Source organism: Streptomyces sp. NPDC059850 (assembly GCF_042731515.1).
GTDB lineage: Bacteria > Actinomycetota > Actinomycetes > Streptomycetales > Streptomycetaceae > Streptomyces.
In genome coordinates this window covers 193,084-209,605 of record NZ_JBHWJI010000002.1, presented here as the reverse complement: position 1 = coordinate 209,605, position 16,522 = coordinate 193,084, and the positions used below count along the sequence as shown (strand labels likewise).

The window sequence follows — 16,522 nt, the reverse complement described above, 5'->3', positions numbered from 1 at the left end:
ATGAGCGAAATCCAGCTACCTCAATTGCAGGAATTCAGGGCACACCAAACGGCCGAATTCCGGATACCTCAGTTGAGGTAGCGGAATTCGGCCGTTTTATATGGGTTATGTCCGTTTTGCGGGGGTGGTGGGGGCTGCTACAGGAGCCCTGGAGCGGGTCTCAGCCCGTCAGCCGGTACGCGTAGCCGGGCACGAAGACGCCCGCACCGGCCGCGCAGCCGTCCGCCTGCCCCGGCTGTTTGACCCACAGGAAGGCGTCGACCCCGGGGATGCCGGTGGCCGCGGTGGGGGCCCGGCCCAGCCTGCGGCCGGGCGGATCGCAGAACTGGTGCTTGGACGTCGGCCCTGCCCCATTGCGGCTGGTGTCGACCACGACCCCCAGCCGGGGGCGGCGCAGCTCGGCCAGGACGGAGAGGCCGTAGCGCACCTCGTCGCGGGTGGCGTTGAAGTTGGAGACGTTGACCGCGATGCCGTCCCCGTACCGGTCGATTCCGGCGTGCCGCAGCCGCGCGGCCATGGTGCGGGCGGGCTGCCAGCCGGAGTTCCCGGCGTCGTAGTAGACCCGGGCGCGCGGGGCCCGCTCCCGGAGCGTCCGGGCCGCGTACGCCAGGGCGGCGAACCGCTCCGTACGCTGCCGCTTGCGCAGACAGCCCAGGTGGGCGAGGGCGTCCGGTTCGAGGACGACCAGGGCGGGCCGGTCGCCGATGCCCCGGGTGAAGGCGTCGATCCAGCGCCGGTAGGCGACGCCCGGGTCCCCGCTGCCGCCGGCGCTGTACTGCTCGCAGTCGCGCTGCGGGATGGCGTACGCGACCAGGACGGGCAGCCGCCGCCGGGCCGTGGCCGCGTCGACCAGGCCCCGGGCCCGCTCCTCGACCAGCGACTCATTGGTCTCGGTGAACCACGCGGCCTGCGGCTGGTCGGCGATGCGCTGACGGATGGCCGCCGCCCGCCGGTCGCGCGGATGGGCGCGCACCCAGGACGCGGCGGGGTTGTGCGGGTCGGTGTAGAAGCGCGTCGTCGCGGGATAGAACGGCTTGGTCACGGAGGGTGGCGGCCTGAAGGCATGGGTGGCCGCGGGCTCCGGCAGCGTGCCCGCCGTGGTGATGGCCATCACGACCTCGGTTATCAGCACCATGACCAGCACATGGGCCATGCCGCGGCTCAGCCGGGCGGCCCTGCGCGACCGCGCCGGCGGGCGGGCCCGGTCGGCGCGGTCACGCGGTCCGGTGAACATCCCCGCCTCAGCCGTTGTGGGAGTTGCCGGGCGGGGGGCGGCGGCGGCTGATGAGCACCACCGCCAGCACCGCGAGCACGACCAGCACACCGGCCACGATCCCTATCGTGACCAGGGCGGAGGTATCCCCGGCCGCCTGGGAGGCGGCGGCCGCCTTGGTGCGGTGCGGGGAGGGGGCCGCGGTGGGCTCGGCGGAGGGCGGTGGTGCGGCCCGGTCCGCGAGCGCCTTGGCGGGGGCGATCACCCCGTAGCCGTAGCGCGGATCGTGGCCCGCCGCCCCCTTCCGGTCGGCCGTGTCGATCAGCTTCCGGACGATCTGGCGGGAGTTCCAGCGGGGGTGCTCGGAGCGCAGCAGCGCCGCTCCGGCGGCGACCCAGGGCGCGGCGTAGCCGGTGCCGTCGCCGGTCCAGTAGTCGTTGTTGCCGGCCGTGGTGAGGATCGCGACGCCGGGCGCGGCGAGGGTGATGGTCCCGCCGTGGTGGGACGAGGTCCACACGGCGCCCTTCTTGTCGGTGGCCACGACGGCGACCACGCCGGGGAGGGCGGCCGGGTAGGTGGGCTTGTTTCCGTCCTTGCCGTTGTCCCCGGCCCCCGCCACGACCACGGCGTCCTGGGCGGCGGCGTACTTCACCGCGGACTTCAGGTCGGCGTTCGGGCGCTTGAAGGCCACGGCGACGTGGATGATGTGCGCGCCATGGCTCGCCGCGTGGCGGATGGCCCGGGCGGTGGCCTTGGCCTGGGGCTTTCCGTCGCGGTACACCCCGAGCGGCATCACCCGGGCCCGGGGCGCGAGCCCGTACACCCCGTCGCCGCGGTAATTGCGGCCGGTGCCGGCGATGATTCCGGCGGCGTGGGTGGACTGCTCGTCGTGGTTTCCGTCGTCCCGGGTGACGGGACTGCCGCCGCCCGCGAAATCCTTACCGGCGGCGACCCGGCCGCGCAGATCCGGATGAGATGCGTCTACTCCGGTGCCGACGACCGCGACGGTCACTCCGGCACCCTTGCTGATTTTCCACGCACGTTCCGCGTCGAGCGCGGTGAGCGCCCATTCGGAATCGTGCAACCCACCGCTGTCGGAATCACTTGCCGCAGCCGGCGTGGCCAGTGCGAGGGTCATCGCTGCGATGACCGCTCCGGCCCGGCCGGCGAATGGATGGCGTGACATCACGTGACCTGACATTACGTCACCTACTCTCGTCGCACGGGACGCAAGGCCGTCGGGCCCCTTTCATCTTGGGCAGCCCCCGGAAGTACTGGCACCCACGGGCGAGGGAGCGACCGTTCCCCTCTTCGGGGGAAGCGGCCCAGCGCCCAAAACCCGGTGCTCCCCGAAATGGGGGAGGAAAGGGATCCGCCGAAGGTGCACTCACCGCTCCCCCGAGCGCGGGTACTACCTCCTTTGCGGGTGACGCACTCTGGGACCCGACGGCGATAAGAGCCTCCTGTCAAGGGAGTCGCGATGCAGCGTTTCCGAACGTTCAGTGAGCGCGCGGGAGAGCCGGGCGATCCAGCGGACGTCACCACTCACCGGCGGAACGGGACCTCGGTCCGGACCCGCTCGCCGCGGAAACGGATGGCGGGTATGCCCGGTCTGGCGCTGCGCTTCGCCGTGGTCGGCGGGGCCGGTGCGGTGGTGAACTCGGCGGCGCTTTTCGCGCTCTACCACTGGGGCGGGCTGCCGCTTCTGGTGGCGTCCGCCATCGCGGTGGAACTCGCCGTGGTCCACAACTATCTGCTCAACGACCGGTGGACCTTCGCCGTGCACACCCCGTCGGCCAGACGTTTCGTCAAGTTCAACGTAACCGTACTGGGCGGACTCGCGGTCAACGTCGTCATCGTCTGGTCGCTGGTCCGCGCCGGAATGTATCTCCTGCTGGCGAATTGCCTCGGCATCTCCGCCGCGTTCGCGGTCAACTTCGCCTCCAGTACGGGATGGGTATGGGGGAGGCGGAGCCGATGATTATCCCGATCATCTACCTGGTGCTGGTCCTGGTGTCGATCCTGCTCACCGTGCAGTCGACCCACGTCCTCTATCTCATGCTCTACACCTGGGACCGGGCGGACGCCGAACGGAAGGCGAGGGCGCCGGACACCTTCATTCCGCCGAGGCTCTCCTTCAGCGTGCTGCTGCCCGCCCGGCATGAGGAAGACGTCATCCAGTCCACCATCGAGCGAGTGGTGCGCGCCGACTATCCGGCCGAATTGCTGGAGGTCTTCGTGATCTGCTCGCAGGACGACGACGGCACCATCAAGAAGGCCGAGGAGAAGATCGACCAGCTGGCCCGGGAAGGGCTGCACAACGTGCGGGTCGTGGTCTTCGACGACGAGCCGGTCAACAAGCCGCACGGGCTCAACACCGCCCTGCCGCAGACCGCCAACCAGGTCGTGACCATCTTCGACGCCGAGGACGACATCCACCCGAAGATCTTCCGGCTCATCAACACCGTGATGGTGAAGGAGCGGGTCCGGGTGGTGCAGGCGGGCGTGCAGCTCATGAACTACCAGTCCAACTGGTATTCCACGCTGAACGTCCTGGAGTACTTCTTCTGGTTCAAGAGCCGGCTGCACTACCACGCCCACCACGGCTCCATCCCGCTCGGCGGCAACACCGTCTTCTTCTCCCGCGAGCTGCTGCTGCGGCTCGGCGGCTGGGACGACCGCAACCTCACCGAGGACGCCGACATGGGCCTGCGGATCTCGGCCATGGGCGAGCGGGTGCGGGTGGTCTACGACGACCGGTACGTGACCAAGGAGGAGACCCCGCCCACCCTCGGCCACTTCATCCGGCAGCGCACCCGCTGGAGCCAGGGCTTCATGCAGACCCTGAAGAAGGGCACCTGGAAGAAGATGCCGACGCGCAAACAGCGCTGGCTGGCCTTCTACGTGCTGGTCTTCCCGCGCGGTCAGGCGCTGCTCGGCCTCTATCTGCCGATCTCGCTCGGCATGATCCTGATCCTCAAGGTGCCGGTGCTGATCGCGCTCTGCTCGTATCTGCCCGTACTGCTGCTGGTCGCGCACTTCCTGGTGCAGGTGGTCGGCCTGTACGAGTTCACCGACGCCCATGGCCTGGAGGCCTCGCCGAAGGAGGTCCTCCGGATGGCGATCGCCTGGTTCCCGTTCCAGATGGTCCTGGCGTACGCGGCGCTGCGGGCCATGCGGCGGCAGCTGGCCGGCCGCCACGACTGGGAGAAGACACAGCACGTGGGCGCCCACCGGGGCCAGACCGAGGAGGCGGAGTCGCGTGTCGCATGACCCCGTGCCCAGCCGGGCACCCTCGAACCCGGTCGCCGTCGGCCAGAACGCCGACCAGAGCACTGGGAAGAACACCGGCCAGGGCCAGGCCGCCCCGCAGCGGCCTCCCGGGCGGCGGCGCCGCCGGTTCTCCGTGGAGCGCGGCTGGTTCCCGCCGCTGGGGAACGTCGGGAAGATCGCCCTGGCCATCTCCCTGCTGACCGGCGCGCTCACCCACGGCTACCACCTGTTCCGCTACCCCCTCTACCTCACCGACGAGGGCATCTACATGCAGCGGGCCTGGTCGCTGGTGCGCGAGACCAGCCTCTCGCCCTACACCTACGACTACGACCACGCCCCGGCGGGCTGGATCACGCTGGCGGGCTGGGTCTTCCCACTGCCGCAGCAGTTCGAGACGTTCGGCAACGCGATCAACACCGGTCGCTTCCTGATGCTGCTCGTGCATGTCGCGAGCGTCTATCTGCTGTTCGAGATCACCCGGCGGCTGTCGGGATCCGTGCTGGCCGCCACCATCGCCGCGTTCTTCTTCAACGTCTCGCCGATCGCGGTCTACTACCAGCGCCAGGTGCTGCTGGACAACCTGATGATGTTCTGGCTGCTGCTGAGCCTGTTCGCCCTGCTGCGCCGGGAGACCACCATCAGATCGGTGTTCGGCGGCGGGATGGCGCTCGGGCTCGCGCTGATCACCAAGGAAAACGCGATCTTCTTCGTGCCGAGCTTCATCTATCTGCTCTACCGGCGGATCAAGGGGTCGGCGAGCCACCGGTTCCTGCGGACGCTCTGGCCGTTCGCCGCGGCGGCCCCGATCGGCGCCTATGTGACGTACGCGGTGCTCAAGAACGAGCTGCTGCCGAGCAGTTTCGACTTCGACCTGGACAATCCGCCCGCCGACCACGTCTCACTGCTCTACACCCTGTGGTGGCAGCTCAACCGCAGCCAGGGCAATCTGCTCAGCCACGACGGGCTGCTGTACACGAGCTGGCTGATGCGCGACTCGTTCATGCTGATCGCCGGATTCGTGGCGATGCTGCTGTGCCTGTGGTGGGGGCTGCGGGACCGGCAGCGGAACCTGGGCTACCTGATCGTCGGAACCCTGGCCTTCGGCTACACCTTCTATCTGCTGCGCGGCAGCGTGGTGCTGGACTTCTACGTCACCCCGCTGATCCCCATGTTCGCGATCAGCATCGGGATGGCCGTGGACCGGCTGCTGAAGGCCTCGTTCAAAAACCGCTTCATGCGCGGAGCCCATTCCCTCGTCCGGGTCGGTGTGCCCTCGCTGGTCGCGGTCGTCCTGCTGATGTCGCCGTCCTCCGGATATCTGGTGCACACCAATACCGAGGGCGTCGTGCAAATCGCGGACCAGTACCAGTCGCGGATCAACCTCACCAAAATGCAGCATGATCAGATCGCCTGGGTCCGCAAACACGTCCCACCCAATTCGCGCATCATCATGGACGACGATCTATGGGGACAGCTGCACGATGTGCGCCCCTTCTATCCGTACGCGCATTCGCACTGGAATGCCGCGTCCGACCCCGATGTGCGCGACAAGCTCTTCAAAAAGAAGTGGCAGAACATCGACTACATCATCATGTCGAACAAGATGCGCAAGTCGATGGCCACCAACAACTCCGATGGCCGCGAGAACTGGATTCTCAAGGCTCTGCAGAATTCCGACCGGGTCTGGTCGAGAATCCAGGGCAACATCAAGCTCGAAATCTACCGGGTGCAATAGCCGCGGGAAGAGGAGGTGAAGGCCATGCCTGAGTACGACGACTGGGATGATGTTCCGGAGGACAGGGATGTTCCCGAGTACGAGGAGAAATCCCCGGCCGGGGGCGACCCGGGAAACAAGAACAAGAAGAAGTTCACCTGGAAGACCGTCCTGCTCGCTCTCGTGGTCTTCGCGATCGTCGGATCGCTCGTGCAGGTGATCGCGCGCGGTGGCTTCGGTGGCGCCCTCGACACCACCGGCAACGGAGGCGGCGGCGCACCGAAGAAGGGGCATCCGCAGGAGCGGCAGGAGGTACGGCCGCCCAAGCAGCCCAAGACCATCAAGCTGGGCAACCAGCGCATCCCGCAGGCGTCCGGCCCGATCATCGTGCTCAACCCGGGCCTGGTGACCCCCGGCGGCAAGGCGACGGTGGAGGGCGGCGGCTTCGGCAAGAAGTCCACCGTGGACCTGCTGCTCAAGGCGCGGGCGTCGGACACCAAGGGCCGGACGATCGGCAGCGTCAAGACCGACCGCTACGGCTCGATCTACGCCCGGTTCACCGTGCCCGAGTCGAACAGCGGGCGGCCCGCCACCCTGGTCGCCCAGCAGCGCGGCAGCACCAACGCGGCCGAGGCCAAGGTGATCACCGGCGGCGCGGTGGGCACCGCGCGGATCAACAAGATGGTCGGCCGCCCCGGTGACATCGTCATGGTCAGCGCCCATGGCTTCCGGCCCGGCGAGTCGATCGACGTGTTCTGGGGCCGGACCACCGGCACCCCCGTCACCACGCTGCACACCGACAGCGGCGGCAGCGTGGGCCGCGCGGACATCAAGGTCGGGGTGGCCCCGACCGGCAACAGCACGCTGGTCCTGGTGGGCAAGCGCAGCAAGACCACGGCCACCGCGCCCTTCCAGATGCTGGCCATGTACCCGTCGATGAAGTCCAAGCCGTACGCGCTCAAGGCCGGTCAGCGGATCACGCTGTCCGCCAACAAGTTCGCGCCCGGCGAGCGGGTGCTGGTCTACATCAACCGCAACAGCGGGCTGCCCGCCTTCACCGCCCAGGCGAACGGCATGGGCCAGATCCGCGACGTGGCGTTCAACGTGCCGTTCGGGCTCAAGGGCCGCCAGACGCTGATGGCGATCGGCGACCAGAGCCGGGCCGTGGTGCGCTCCGGGTTCACCGTGCTGCCGTACTCCCCGTCCGCCGAGCCCAGCGCCTTCGGCGGCAGGGCGGGCACCACGCTGAGCTTCTACGTCGCGGGCTTCGCCCCGGGCGAGACGGTGGTCGCGTACGCCGGGTCCGGCTCCACCGGGCAGCGGAAGATCGGGACCTTCCAGGTGGACGAGCGCGGCAAGGCCTCGGCGGTGGGCTCGTACCGGATCACCGCGGCCGACGAGAACGGCGTCGCCTTCCAGCTCATCGGCCAGAAGAGCGGCGGCATCGCCAAGGCGAGCATCAACATGTCCTCGGGCCACGGACAGAACGACTAGGACAGACGCCCGAGCGGGAACGTGGGCCGGTCCGTCCGGCCGCCTCAGAAGGCCGGGGCCCACGTTCGCGATAGTCCGGAGATGTACCATGCGTCCTGGAGTGTCCTATGAGTATTATTTTCGGCCCGAACTCGCGAAGAGTCCTCCAGTTCCTGACCCATATCGAGGATCTCTCTCCCGAAGAAATCGACCGGGTGGCCGATCTGTGGAAGCAGACCTCCAGCCAGACCCGGGCCGAGGGATGGGCGGAGGTCCACCGCACCACGACCGACGAGGAGCGGTACCGCATCCTCGTGGCCGCCTCCGTGGCGCGCCGCGCCGCGCTGGACGCGGCCAAGAACCACCGCCGTCACGACTGGGCCTTCTGGGCCGCGGTGTGGGACGCCGCGGCGGCGGTCGCCGTGTGCGATCGCATCGGAAGCCACTACAACGTGCTGGTCGCGCCGCTCGCCGCGGTCATGCCGTCGCTGTCGCACTGCCGGCGCGATGAACTCAGCGTCCGCGAGCTGCAGGGTGCCGTCCTCAAGGGAGGTGGGTAGCGATGGGTGACGACCGCATCGACGTTGTAGTGGCCGATGACGACCCGGCGGTCCGGGAAGCCCTCGCCGACCTCATCGACTCCCACCCCGACCTGGAGCTGGTGGGACTCGCCATCGACCACGAGCAGGCCGTGCACGAGGCGGTCGAGCACCACCCCCGCGTCGTGATCATGGACGTGCACATGCCCAAGGGCGACGCCCCGGGCAGCGTCCGCGCCATCCGCGACCAGGCCCCCGACGCCCGCGTGGTCGCGCTGTCCGCCCACGGCGACCGCGAGACCGTCCTCAACATGCTCGCCGTCGGAGCCACCGGCTACCTGGTCAAGGGCACCCCCGCCGAGGAAATACTCGAGGCGATCAACCGGGCGGCCCGCGACCAGTTCTCCATGTCCGCCGATCTGCTCACCGACTGCGCCGAGCCGCTGCGCCGCGCCGACCGCGCCTCCTGGCGCTTCGAGGACCTGGTGGGCGGGCGGCTGGAGGAGTCGTACGTGGACCTCCTCGGCCACGCCCCCTGCGGGGTGCTGGTCCTCGGCTCCCGCGGCCGGATCGAGTTCGCGAACGCCCACGTACGGCACATGTTCGGCTACAGCTCGACCGAGCTGCGCGACAAGCGGCTGCGGGACCTCGTCCCCGAGCGCTACCGCACCGCCTCCGAGCAGCTCGTCGGCCGGGTCTTCAGCGCGCCCTCGGCGATGGCGGGCCGCCGCCGGGACGGCACCGAGTTCCCCGCCCAGTTCAGCGGCGGCCATCTGCAGGGCAAGCGGGCCCGCGGCGTCGTCTTCGTCGCCGACCTGAGCCAGCTGCGGGCCGCCGAGAGCCGGTTCCGCCAGCTCATCGAGTCCTCCCCGGACGCGATGATGATCGTCGACGCCGCCGGGCGCATCCAGGCCGCCAACAACCGCACCGAAGGCCTCTTCGGCTACGACCGCGACCACCTCATCGGCCGCGCCGTCGAGGCGCTGCTGCCCGACCAGCCGCTGACCGTCTCGCTGCGCGAATGGGACGAGGCCGAGGAGCCGCTCGGGCACAGCATGGAGCTGGTCGGCCGCCGCAGCGACGCCAAGCAGTTCCCGGCCGACGTCAGCGTCAGCCCGCTGCGCACCGAGGAGGGGCTGCTGTCCGTCCTGACCGTCCGGGACATCACCGAGGTGCAGCGCGCCCAGTTCGTCCTGGAACGCAGCCTGGAGCTGCTGGAGGTCACCGACCGGGACCGGCAGGCCCTGCTCAGCCATCTCGTCCACGCCCAGGAGGCGGAGCGCGGGCGGATCGCCGCGGACATCCACGACGACACCATCCAGGTGATCACCGCGGCCAGCCTCCGGCTCCAGCAGCTGCGGCGGCGGCTGCGGGACCCGGAGGAGCAGCGGGTGATGGACAAGCTGGACGAGACCCTGAAGCTCTCGCTGAGCCGACTGCGCCAGCTGATCTTCGACCTCCGGCCGTCCAGCCTGGAGCACGGCTGCCTGGCCGCCGCGCTGCGCGGGCTGCTGGAGCAGATCCGTACCGAGACCGGGCTCACCTACCGGCTGGAGGACCGGCTCGCGGCCAAGCCGCCCGCCGAGACCATGGCGCTGATCTACCGGACCGCGCAGGAAGCCCTGATGAACGTGCGCAAGCACGCCCGCGCGAAGACGGTGCACGTCCAGCTGCTCGGGCTCGACGAGGGCTGTCTCGTACGGATCGTCGACGACGGCAGGGGCTACAACCCCCTGGACGTCGAGTCCCGCCCGGGCCACCTCGGGCTGTCCCTCATCCAGGAACGCGCCCAGATCGCGGGCGGCTGGTGCCGTATCGAGAGCGCGCCGGGCACGGGCACCACCGTCGAGTTCTGGGTGCCGCTGGGCGAACCGCCGGTCCCGGCCCTCGGCGCGCCGTCCATCGGCTCCCCCTCATCGGAAGGGGAACCGGAACCGTGACCGCCCCGGCGGAGCTGACCAAGGTCCTGATCGTCGAGGACCACCGGGTGGTCGCCGAGGGGCTGTGGGCGCTGCTGGCCGAGTACGGGGACCTGACCGTCGTCGGGTGGGCCGACTCGGTCGCCGAGACCGTGCCCATGGCCAAGGAGCTGTCGCCCGATGTGGCCCTGATCGACTTCCGGCTGCCCGACGGCACCGGGGCCGACGCGGCCGCGGGCATCCGGGCCCATGACCCGTCCTGCGCGATCGTGATCCTCAGCGCCGACGCCAGCGACTCGGCGCTGCTGGCCGCGGTCGAGGCGGGCGCGTGCGGCTATCTGCTGAAGTCGGCGAGCGGCGACGAGATCGCCTCGGCCATCCGCTCCGCCGCCGAGGGCGAGACCCTGATCCCGGCCAGCACCCTGGTCGAGGTGCTGTCCCGGAACCGCGAGTCCGCGCGCTCGACCGCCGAGCAGACCGGGCGGCTGGAGAGCCTGACCCGGCGCGAGCAGGAGATCCTCACCCTGATGAGCCAGGGCCTGGACAACCGGGCGGTCGCGGAGCGGGTGAGCATCAGCTACGCGACCGTCCGCACCCATGTGCGCAAGATCCTGGAGAAGCTCGAGGTGCGCTCGCAGCTGGAGGCGGTGGCCAAGGCCGCCGAGTGGGGCTTCAGGCCCGTAGACCCGGAGTGAGGGCCTTCCCCCGTGCGGCGCCTCCGCCAACCGGGGGCGGACGAATGGGGGACGAAATCCCCCGACTGATGGAATTCCGGACACCGCTCACCGGGTTCCCTTCCCGTACGCCTAGCTGGACGCTCCGTTCCGTTGTTCCCGTCGTTCTCCTTCTCGTGGGCAGGTGAGTCAACGTGGCGCTTCGCGTTCTGATCGCAGACGATCACGCGGTGGTCCGGCAGGGCCTGCGCATGATCCTCGGGCTCGACGACGAGATCAAGGTGGTCGGCGAGACGACCAACGGCCGCGAGGCCGTACGGCTGGCCCGGGAGCTGTGCCCCGACGTCGTCCTCATGGACCTGCTGATGCCCGTGATGGACGGGGTGTCGGCCACGGCGGAGATCCGCCAGGACATCCCCGAGGTCGAGGTCGTGGCGCTGACCAGCTCCCTCGACGACGCGATGGTGATGGGCGCGGTACGGGCCGGGGCGATCGGCTTCCTGCTGAAGAACGCCGAGGCCGACGACCTGCGGCACGCGGTGAAGTCCGCGGCCGCCGGACAGATCCATGTCTCCCCCGCCGCGATCTCCCGGCTGATGGGCCAGGTCCGCGAGCCGAGCGGGCCCGAACAGCTCACCGAGCGGGAGACCGAGGTGCTGACCATGCTGGCCCGGGGCAAGGCCAACAAGGAGATCGCCCGCGATCTGCGGATCGGCCAGCAGACCGTGAAGACGTACGTGAGCCACATCCTGACCAAACTCGGCGTCCACAGCCGGACCCAGGCGGCGGTCTACGCGGTGCAGTCGGGCCTGGTACCGGCCGGTGAGCTGACCCCGCCCGAGGCGCTGGAGTCCACGACGAGGGAGCAGTGGTGGTCGGCGTGATCGCTTTCGGGATACACGGGCACGAGCACGGGCCTCGTCCTGGCCACCGCTTCCCGTTCCGGTGGCGGCGGCGCCGCACGGCGCTCGCCGAGGTCACCGAGCGGGTCCTGGCGGGCGACCCCGGCGACGAGGTGCTGCGGCTGATCGCCCACCGGCTGCGGGAGCTGCTGGGCGCCGACCTGGCGCGGGTGATGGTGCTGGAGCCGGGCGACGTCCTGGCCGTACGCGCCGTCGACGGCACCCCGGACGCCATCCCCCGCGGGCTGCTGACCCCGGGCGGGTCCGCGCCCGCCCGCAAGGCGATCCGCGCCGGACGGCCCACGGTCTCCGGCGGCCTCGGCCTCTTCCACCGCGTCCCCCACGACGCGGCCCTGGCCTCCGTACTGGACGCGCCGCTGCTGGTGCGCGGCCAGGCGGCGGGCGTGATCGAGGTGGCGACGCGGCGCGGCGGACGGCGGCTCACCCGGGCCGATGTGCGGACGGTCCGGATGTTCGCGGAACCCGCCGGGCTCGCCGTGGCCCGGCTCCGCGGCCGCGAACAGCTGCGCCGGGTGGCCGCCACCACGGCCGCGGCCGCCGGGCAGGGTTCCGTACGGCGCACCCTGGACGCCCTGGCCGGGGGCGCGGTGGCCCGTACCACCGCCGCGAGCTGCACCGTCTACCTCCTGGAGCCCGGCCCGGGCGCCATCCTGCGCATGGCGGGCGGCGGCCACGGGCACACCCCGCCGTCCCGTAAGCCCGCGCTGGAGGCGATCGCGGGCGCCACGCCCGTGATCCACGAGGGCCTGTCCGGGACCGGACAGACTCCGGCGCGGGGCGCGGTGGCCGCCTGGCCGCTGCTGCGCGAGACCACCGTGATCGGCGCGATGTGCTGCCACTTCCCGGCGGGCCGCCGCCCCGGCGAGACCGATATGACCGTCCTGGAGGTGATCGCGGGCCATGCGGCGTGCGCGGTGGAGCACGACCGGCAGCGCGCGGCCGCCCGTGAGACGGCCGTACGGGAGGAACGGCAGCGGGTCTCCCGGGAGCTGCACGACTCGGTCTCGCAGGCGCTGTACGGCATCGCGCTGGGCGCCCGTACCGCCCGTGAGCTGCTGGAACGCGATCTGGCCGAGCCGACAGGAGTGGCCGAGCTGGCCCAGCTCGCCGAGCCGATCGAGTACATCAGGCGGCTCGCGGACGTCGCGATCGCCGAGACCCGGACCCTGCTGTGCCAGCTGCGGCCCGAGTCCCTGGAGGCCGAGGGCCTGGTCGCCGCGCTCACCCAGCACGTGGAGACGCTACGGGACCGGTACGGCATCACGGCCGAGGCGATGCTCGGGTCCGAGCCGGAGACCACGCCGGAGGCCAAGCACGCCCTGTACCGGATCGCGCAGGAGTCGCTGCACAACATCGCCAAGCACTCCCGGGCCCGGAACGTCACCCTCCACCTGCTCAGCGGCCCCGGAACGGTCACCCTGACGGTGGCCGACGACGGCGTGGGCTTCGACTCCCAGGGCACCTTCCCCGGCCATCTGGGCCTGCTCTCGATGCGCGAACGGGCCCGTGAGGTGGGCGGCACCCTGCTCGTGGACAGCCGCCCGGGACAGGGCAGCCGGATCCGGGCCACGGTCCCGGCCGAACCCTAGGGACATATGAGACATTACTGACCCCCTACGAGAGGACCCCCGAGTGACCGTCGCCGGAAACCACACGCTCCGGAACCCCACGCGGGAACCGGACCTGCGGGCCGCGCTGGCGGCGGTCGAGGACGCCCTCGTGGAGGCGACGCGCAGCGACATGCCGTTCATGGCCGAGGCCGCACGGCATCTGGCGCGCCCGGGCGGCCGCCGGTTACGGCCACTGCTGGTGCTGCTGGCCGCCCGCTTCGGCGACCCGGACGCGCCGGGCGTGGTGCCCGCGGCGGTCGTCGTCGAGCTGACCCATCTGGCGACGCACTACCACGACGACGTACGGCACGAGACGAACGCCTCGGTCGCCGTGCTCATCGGCGACTTCCTCTTCGCCCGGGCCTCGCGCCTCCTGGCCGGTCTCGGACCGAGGGCCGTACGGCTCCAGGCCGACGCGTTCACCTGCCTGGTCACCGGCCAGATCCTGGAGACGACCGGCCCCCGCGACGGCCACGACCCCGTCGCCCACCACCTGCGCACCCTGGCCGCCCGCAGCGGCGCCCTCACCGCCGCCTCCGGCCGCCTCGGCGCGCTGACCTCCGGCGCCCCCGAGGAGATCGCGGACGCGCTCGCGGTGTACGGCGAACGTCTGGGCGTGGCCCGCCACCTGGCCGCCGAACTGCGCTCCCCGGTCCACGGCGCCCCCACCCTCCCGGTCCTCCTCTCCGGCGACCCGACGGCCCCGGCCCTGGCGGAGGCCCGCCACGAGGTACACCGCCAATGCGCCGAGGCCCGCAAGGCCCTCACCCCCCTCCCCACCGGCCCAGCCCGCACAGCCCTGACGGAACTGTGCGAAGCGGTGGCCCAGGAGATCTGACGCCAGGGAACCGCTCAGGACGGTCGATCACCGCGCGACAGCGCCTCCCCGAAGCGCCGCAGCCGGGCCAGCGCCCCCGGGTCCAGCGCCTCCCGCCGACGTACCAGCGCCCGCGCCATGACCCACCGCACCCCCGCGCCCCCGCACGGGTACCGGCACCGGCACTCCCGCGCGCCCGCGCCACCGCTCCGTCGTCCCCTGTGCGTCCTCACCCCACGGAAACCCCCGCCCACCGCCGTCCGATTCCACCCGGGAAGCCGGGGCACCCCGGGACCCGGCCTAGGGGGGCCACCAGTTGTGGCTGGCCATCAGCATCACCTGCAGCTGCACGCTCGCCGAGTAGTAGCGGCCCGGGTCCGGCGGGGACGCCGCCATCCACGCCCACAGCGCGTCCAGCCACTCCTGCCCGCCGCCGCCCACCATCGCCGCCACCGCGAACGGCGCGACGAACGCGCCCGCCGCGCCCTCCCCGTACGCCGCGCCGTCCAGCCGGTATCCGCACCGGATGCGGCCCGGGTCGCCATGCGTCGCCGCGCGCATCCAGCACCCCATCCGGGTGGCCGCCGCCCGGGACCGCGCGTCGCCGCTCACCGCCGCGTCCGTACCGAGCCGCCAGGGATCGCGGCAGGCGTTCCAGTGCAGGTCACCGTCGTGCTCGCTCTCCAGCACCCGCCCCGGCGCGGGCTTCGGATCGCTTCCCGCGTCCACCACGAAGTCCGGCAGCAGCCCCGTGTCCGGCGCGTACCGCCGCTGCAGGTCCCCGGCCAGCGACAGATGCGTGTCCAGTACCGCTCCCCACCGCGGATCCCCCGTGGCCGCGTGGAACGCCCTGAAGTGGCCGGGCATCCAGTCCGAGGTGCGGGAGACCTCGTCGAAGTGGCCCGAGGACCAGTCGCCCAGCTTGATCGGCCCGCCCGCCACGGGCAGCCCCGCCTCCCGGATGGCGTCGATGCGCCGTATCGCCAGCACCCGGTAGCCGTCACCGTCGCCGCCCCACTGCCGGTCCGCGAGCAGCAGCCCGTACGCGATGTCCAGGTCACCGTCGGTCGCGGAATTGGCCCCTCCGACGTCCCGGCCCGCCCCGTCCTGCTGGGCAGCGTGCAGACCGGGATGACCGGCGGACGGATGCGCGAGGACGTACCGGAGGATCCCGTCGAAAACCTCCCGGGCCTCGGGATCCGCGCCCGCCATCAGCGCGCTGATCACCATCCCGTACCCCTGCGCCTCGGCGACGTACGGATACGCGGCATCGGGAGCGTACACCGCGTACATGCCATCGCCACGCGGCCGTACGAAGTACCGCTTCCACAGCCGGTAGTGCTCCAGCACCACCCCATCGGCCCCCGCCGCACCGCCGGAGAGCCGCAGCGTGCCGGGAGCGTACGGGAACGCATGGCCGCCGAACGGAACGGCGGCCCGCCCCGCGCTCATCGCAGCGACCGGTGCCGCGCCCGCCGCGCCCCGTGCGCGGCCAGGAAGATCAGGTCGGCCACGAACACCGCCACCCCGATGACCAGCAGATACCCCAGCCCGTGCACCACCGTTCCGATGAGCCCGAGCACCATCGCCACGATCACGAAGAAGAGGAAGAGAGCCACCGCGCGACACCTCCCCGGCCGGTAGGGGCGAGCGTCAGCGGCGGGCGAGCCGCCGTTCGCCCGCGCTCGCCTGGTACGCCTTGCCGTAGTACTGGAAGATCGCGCCCTCCTCCTCGGCGGGCAGCACATCGTCCACACCGAGCGACGGCGCCTTCTTCACCAGCGACCGCGCGTACGACACCTTCACATAGCCCGGCCCCACGATCGCGTCGTCCACGGGGACGAAAACCAGGCGGTGCCGCATGGGCGCCCCGGTCCGTACCGTCGCCATCTGCGGCTCGTCGGTGGACGTGGACACATAGACCGACTCCAACGCGCCGATCTTGCGGCCCTCGTCGTCCACGACATCGCGGTCGCGCCACTCACGGATATCAGCCGACTGGATCATGACCATCACCCTCTGCCTGCCCTGGCCGCCACCCTCTACCCCTCCAGGCTGCGCCTCGCGACGGCGTTCGACAACCGACCGAAATGATCAGGCGTGTGCGCGGAGGGCAGGGGTACTCGGGCGGCGGAGGTTGATAATCATGGTCCCGCTTCTCGTGGTACTACTCCTCGCGCTCCTTCTCTTCGGTGCCGGGTTCGCCCTGAAGGCACTGTGGTGGATCGCCGTGATCGTTCTCGCGGTCTGGCTGCTCGGCTTCATCGTCCGTCCCACGACGGGCGGCCGCCGTGGCCGCTGGTATCGCTGGTAGCACACCACAAAAAGAGTGGGGGGCCTCACGCAGACTCATAGGGCCCCCCAACA

16 protein-coding genes are annotated in these 16,522 nt (G+C 70.9%); 11 read left to right on the top strand and 5 right to left on the bottom strand.

Annotated elements, in window-relative coordinates:
- Positions 1 to 160: 160 nt before the first annotated feature.
- Complete coding sequence (locus tag ACFV9T_RS02930) at positions 161 to 1,234, bottom strand: glycoside hydrolase family 6 protein (RefSeq protein WP_385436308.1); 1,074 nt, start codon at positions 1,232 to 1,234, stop codon at positions 161 to 163.
- Between the two features lie 7 nt (positions 1,235 to 1,241).
- Positions 1,242 to 2,297 carry a S8 family serine peptidase gene (locus ACFV9T_RS02925; RefSeq protein WP_385436307.1) on the bottom strand — a complete coding sequence of 352 codons (1,056 nt, stop codon included), beginning with the start codon at positions 2,295 to 2,297 and terminating at the stop codon, positions 1,242 to 1,244.
- A gap of 519 nt (positions 2,298 to 2,816) precedes the next feature.
- Here ACFV9T_RS02925 and ACFV9T_RS02920 point away from each other — a divergent pair.
- The 10 genes from ACFV9T_RS02920 to ACFV9T_RS02875 all read left to right on the top strand — a co-directional run bounded on the left by ACFV9T_RS02920 (position 2,817) and on the right by ACFV9T_RS02875 (position 14,176).
- Positions 2,817 to 3,194, top strand: coding sequence for a GtrA family protein (locus tag ACFV9T_RS02920; RefSeq protein ID WP_385436306.1), 378 nt, complete (start codon positions 2,817 to 2,819; stop codon positions 3,192 to 3,194).
- Entirely contained in the window at positions 3,191 to 4,486 is a 1,296-nt protein-coding gene (locus tag ACFV9T_RS02915) for a glycosyltransferase (protein WP_385436305.1), read from the top strand. Before ACFV9T_RS02920 ends, ACFV9T_RS02915 begins: the two co-directional genes overlap by 4 nt.
- Positions 4,476 to 6,221 (top strand): ArnT family glycosyltransferase, encoded by a 1,746-nt coding sequence (locus ACFV9T_RS02910; protein WP_385436304.1) that lies wholly within the window; start codon positions 4,476 to 4,478, stop codon positions 6,219 to 6,221. Before ACFV9T_RS02915 ends, ACFV9T_RS02910 begins: the two co-directional genes overlap by 11 nt.
- A gap of 24 nt (positions 6,222 to 6,245) precedes the next feature.
- Positions 6,246 to 7,694 (top strand): hypothetical protein, encoded by a 1,449-nt coding sequence (locus tag ACFV9T_RS02905; RefSeq protein WP_385436303.1) that lies wholly within the window; start codon positions 6,246 to 6,248, stop codon positions 7,692 to 7,694.
- A gap of 107 nt (positions 7,695 to 7,801) precedes the next feature.
- Complete coding sequence (locus ACFV9T_RS02900) at positions 7,802 to 8,233, top strand: hypothetical protein (protein ID WP_385436302.1); 432 nt, start codon at positions 7,802 to 7,804, stop codon at positions 8,231 to 8,233.
- 2 nt (positions 8,234 to 8,235) lie between these two features.
- The gene (locus ACFV9T_RS02895; protein WP_385436301.1) at positions 8,236 to 10,152 is read left to right on the top strand and encodes a PAS domain S-box protein; all 1,917 of its coding nucleotides are present in this window, start codon (positions 8,236 to 8,238) and stop codon (positions 10,150 to 10,152) included.
- A complete protein-coding gene (locus tag ACFV9T_RS02890; protein WP_385436300.1) occupies positions 10,149 to 10,826 on the top strand; it encodes a response regulator in 678 nt (225 codons plus the stop codon). Before ACFV9T_RS02895 ends, ACFV9T_RS02890 begins: the two co-directional genes overlap by 4 nt.
- A gap of 173 nt (positions 10,827 to 10,999) precedes the next feature.
- A complete protein-coding gene (locus tag ACFV9T_RS02885) occupies positions 11,000 to 11,689 on the top strand; it encodes a response regulator (protein WP_385436299.1) in 690 nt (229 codons plus the stop codon).
- Entirely contained in the window at positions 11,686 to 13,317 is a 1,632-nt protein-coding gene (locus ACFV9T_RS02880; RefSeq protein ID WP_385436298.1) for a GAF domain-containing sensor histidine kinase, read from the top strand. Before ACFV9T_RS02885 ends, ACFV9T_RS02880 begins: the two co-directional genes overlap by 4 nt.
- A gap of 43 nt (positions 13,318 to 13,360) precedes the next feature.
- Complete coding sequence (locus ACFV9T_RS02875) at positions 13,361 to 14,176, top strand: polyprenyl synthetase family protein (RefSeq protein ID WP_385436297.1); 816 nt, start codon at positions 13,361 to 13,363, stop codon at positions 14,174 to 14,176.
- A 279-nt stretch (positions 14,177 to 14,455) separates the two neighbouring features.
- On the opposite strand, the gene ACFV9T_RS02870 is transcribed toward ACFV9T_RS02875, so the two are convergent.
- Genes ACFV9T_RS02870 through ACFV9T_RS02860 form a run of 3 tightly spaced genes read right to left on the bottom strand, consistent with a single transcriptional unit; the run spans position 14,456 to position 16,162 of the window.
- Positions 14,456 to 15,607, bottom strand: a complete 1,152-nt coding sequence (locus ACFV9T_RS02870; RefSeq protein WP_385436296.1) for a glycosyl hydrolase family 8 — start codon at positions 15,605 to 15,607, stop codon at positions 14,456 to 14,458.
- A complete protein-coding gene (locus ACFV9T_RS02865; RefSeq protein ID WP_385436295.1) occupies positions 15,604 to 15,774 on the bottom strand; it encodes a hypothetical protein in 171 nt (56 codons plus the stop codon). The genes ACFV9T_RS02870 and ACFV9T_RS02865 overlap by 4 nt, the downstream gene beginning before the upstream one ends.
- Positions 15,775 to 15,808: 34 nt before the next feature.
- The gene (locus tag ACFV9T_RS02860; protein ID WP_385436294.1) at positions 15,809 to 16,162 is read right to left on the bottom strand and encodes a PRC-barrel domain-containing protein; all 354 of its coding nucleotides are present in this window, start codon (positions 16,160 to 16,162) and stop codon (positions 15,809 to 15,811) included.
- 139 nt (positions 16,163 to 16,301) lie between these two features.
- On the opposite strand from ACFV9T_RS02860, the gene ACFV9T_RS02855 reads away from it, so the two are divergent.
- A complete protein-coding gene (locus tag ACFV9T_RS02855; protein WP_009716824.1) occupies positions 16,302 to 16,469 on the top strand; it encodes a hypothetical protein in 168 nt (55 codons plus the stop codon).
- Positions 16,470 to 16,522: the final 53 nt, after the last annotated feature.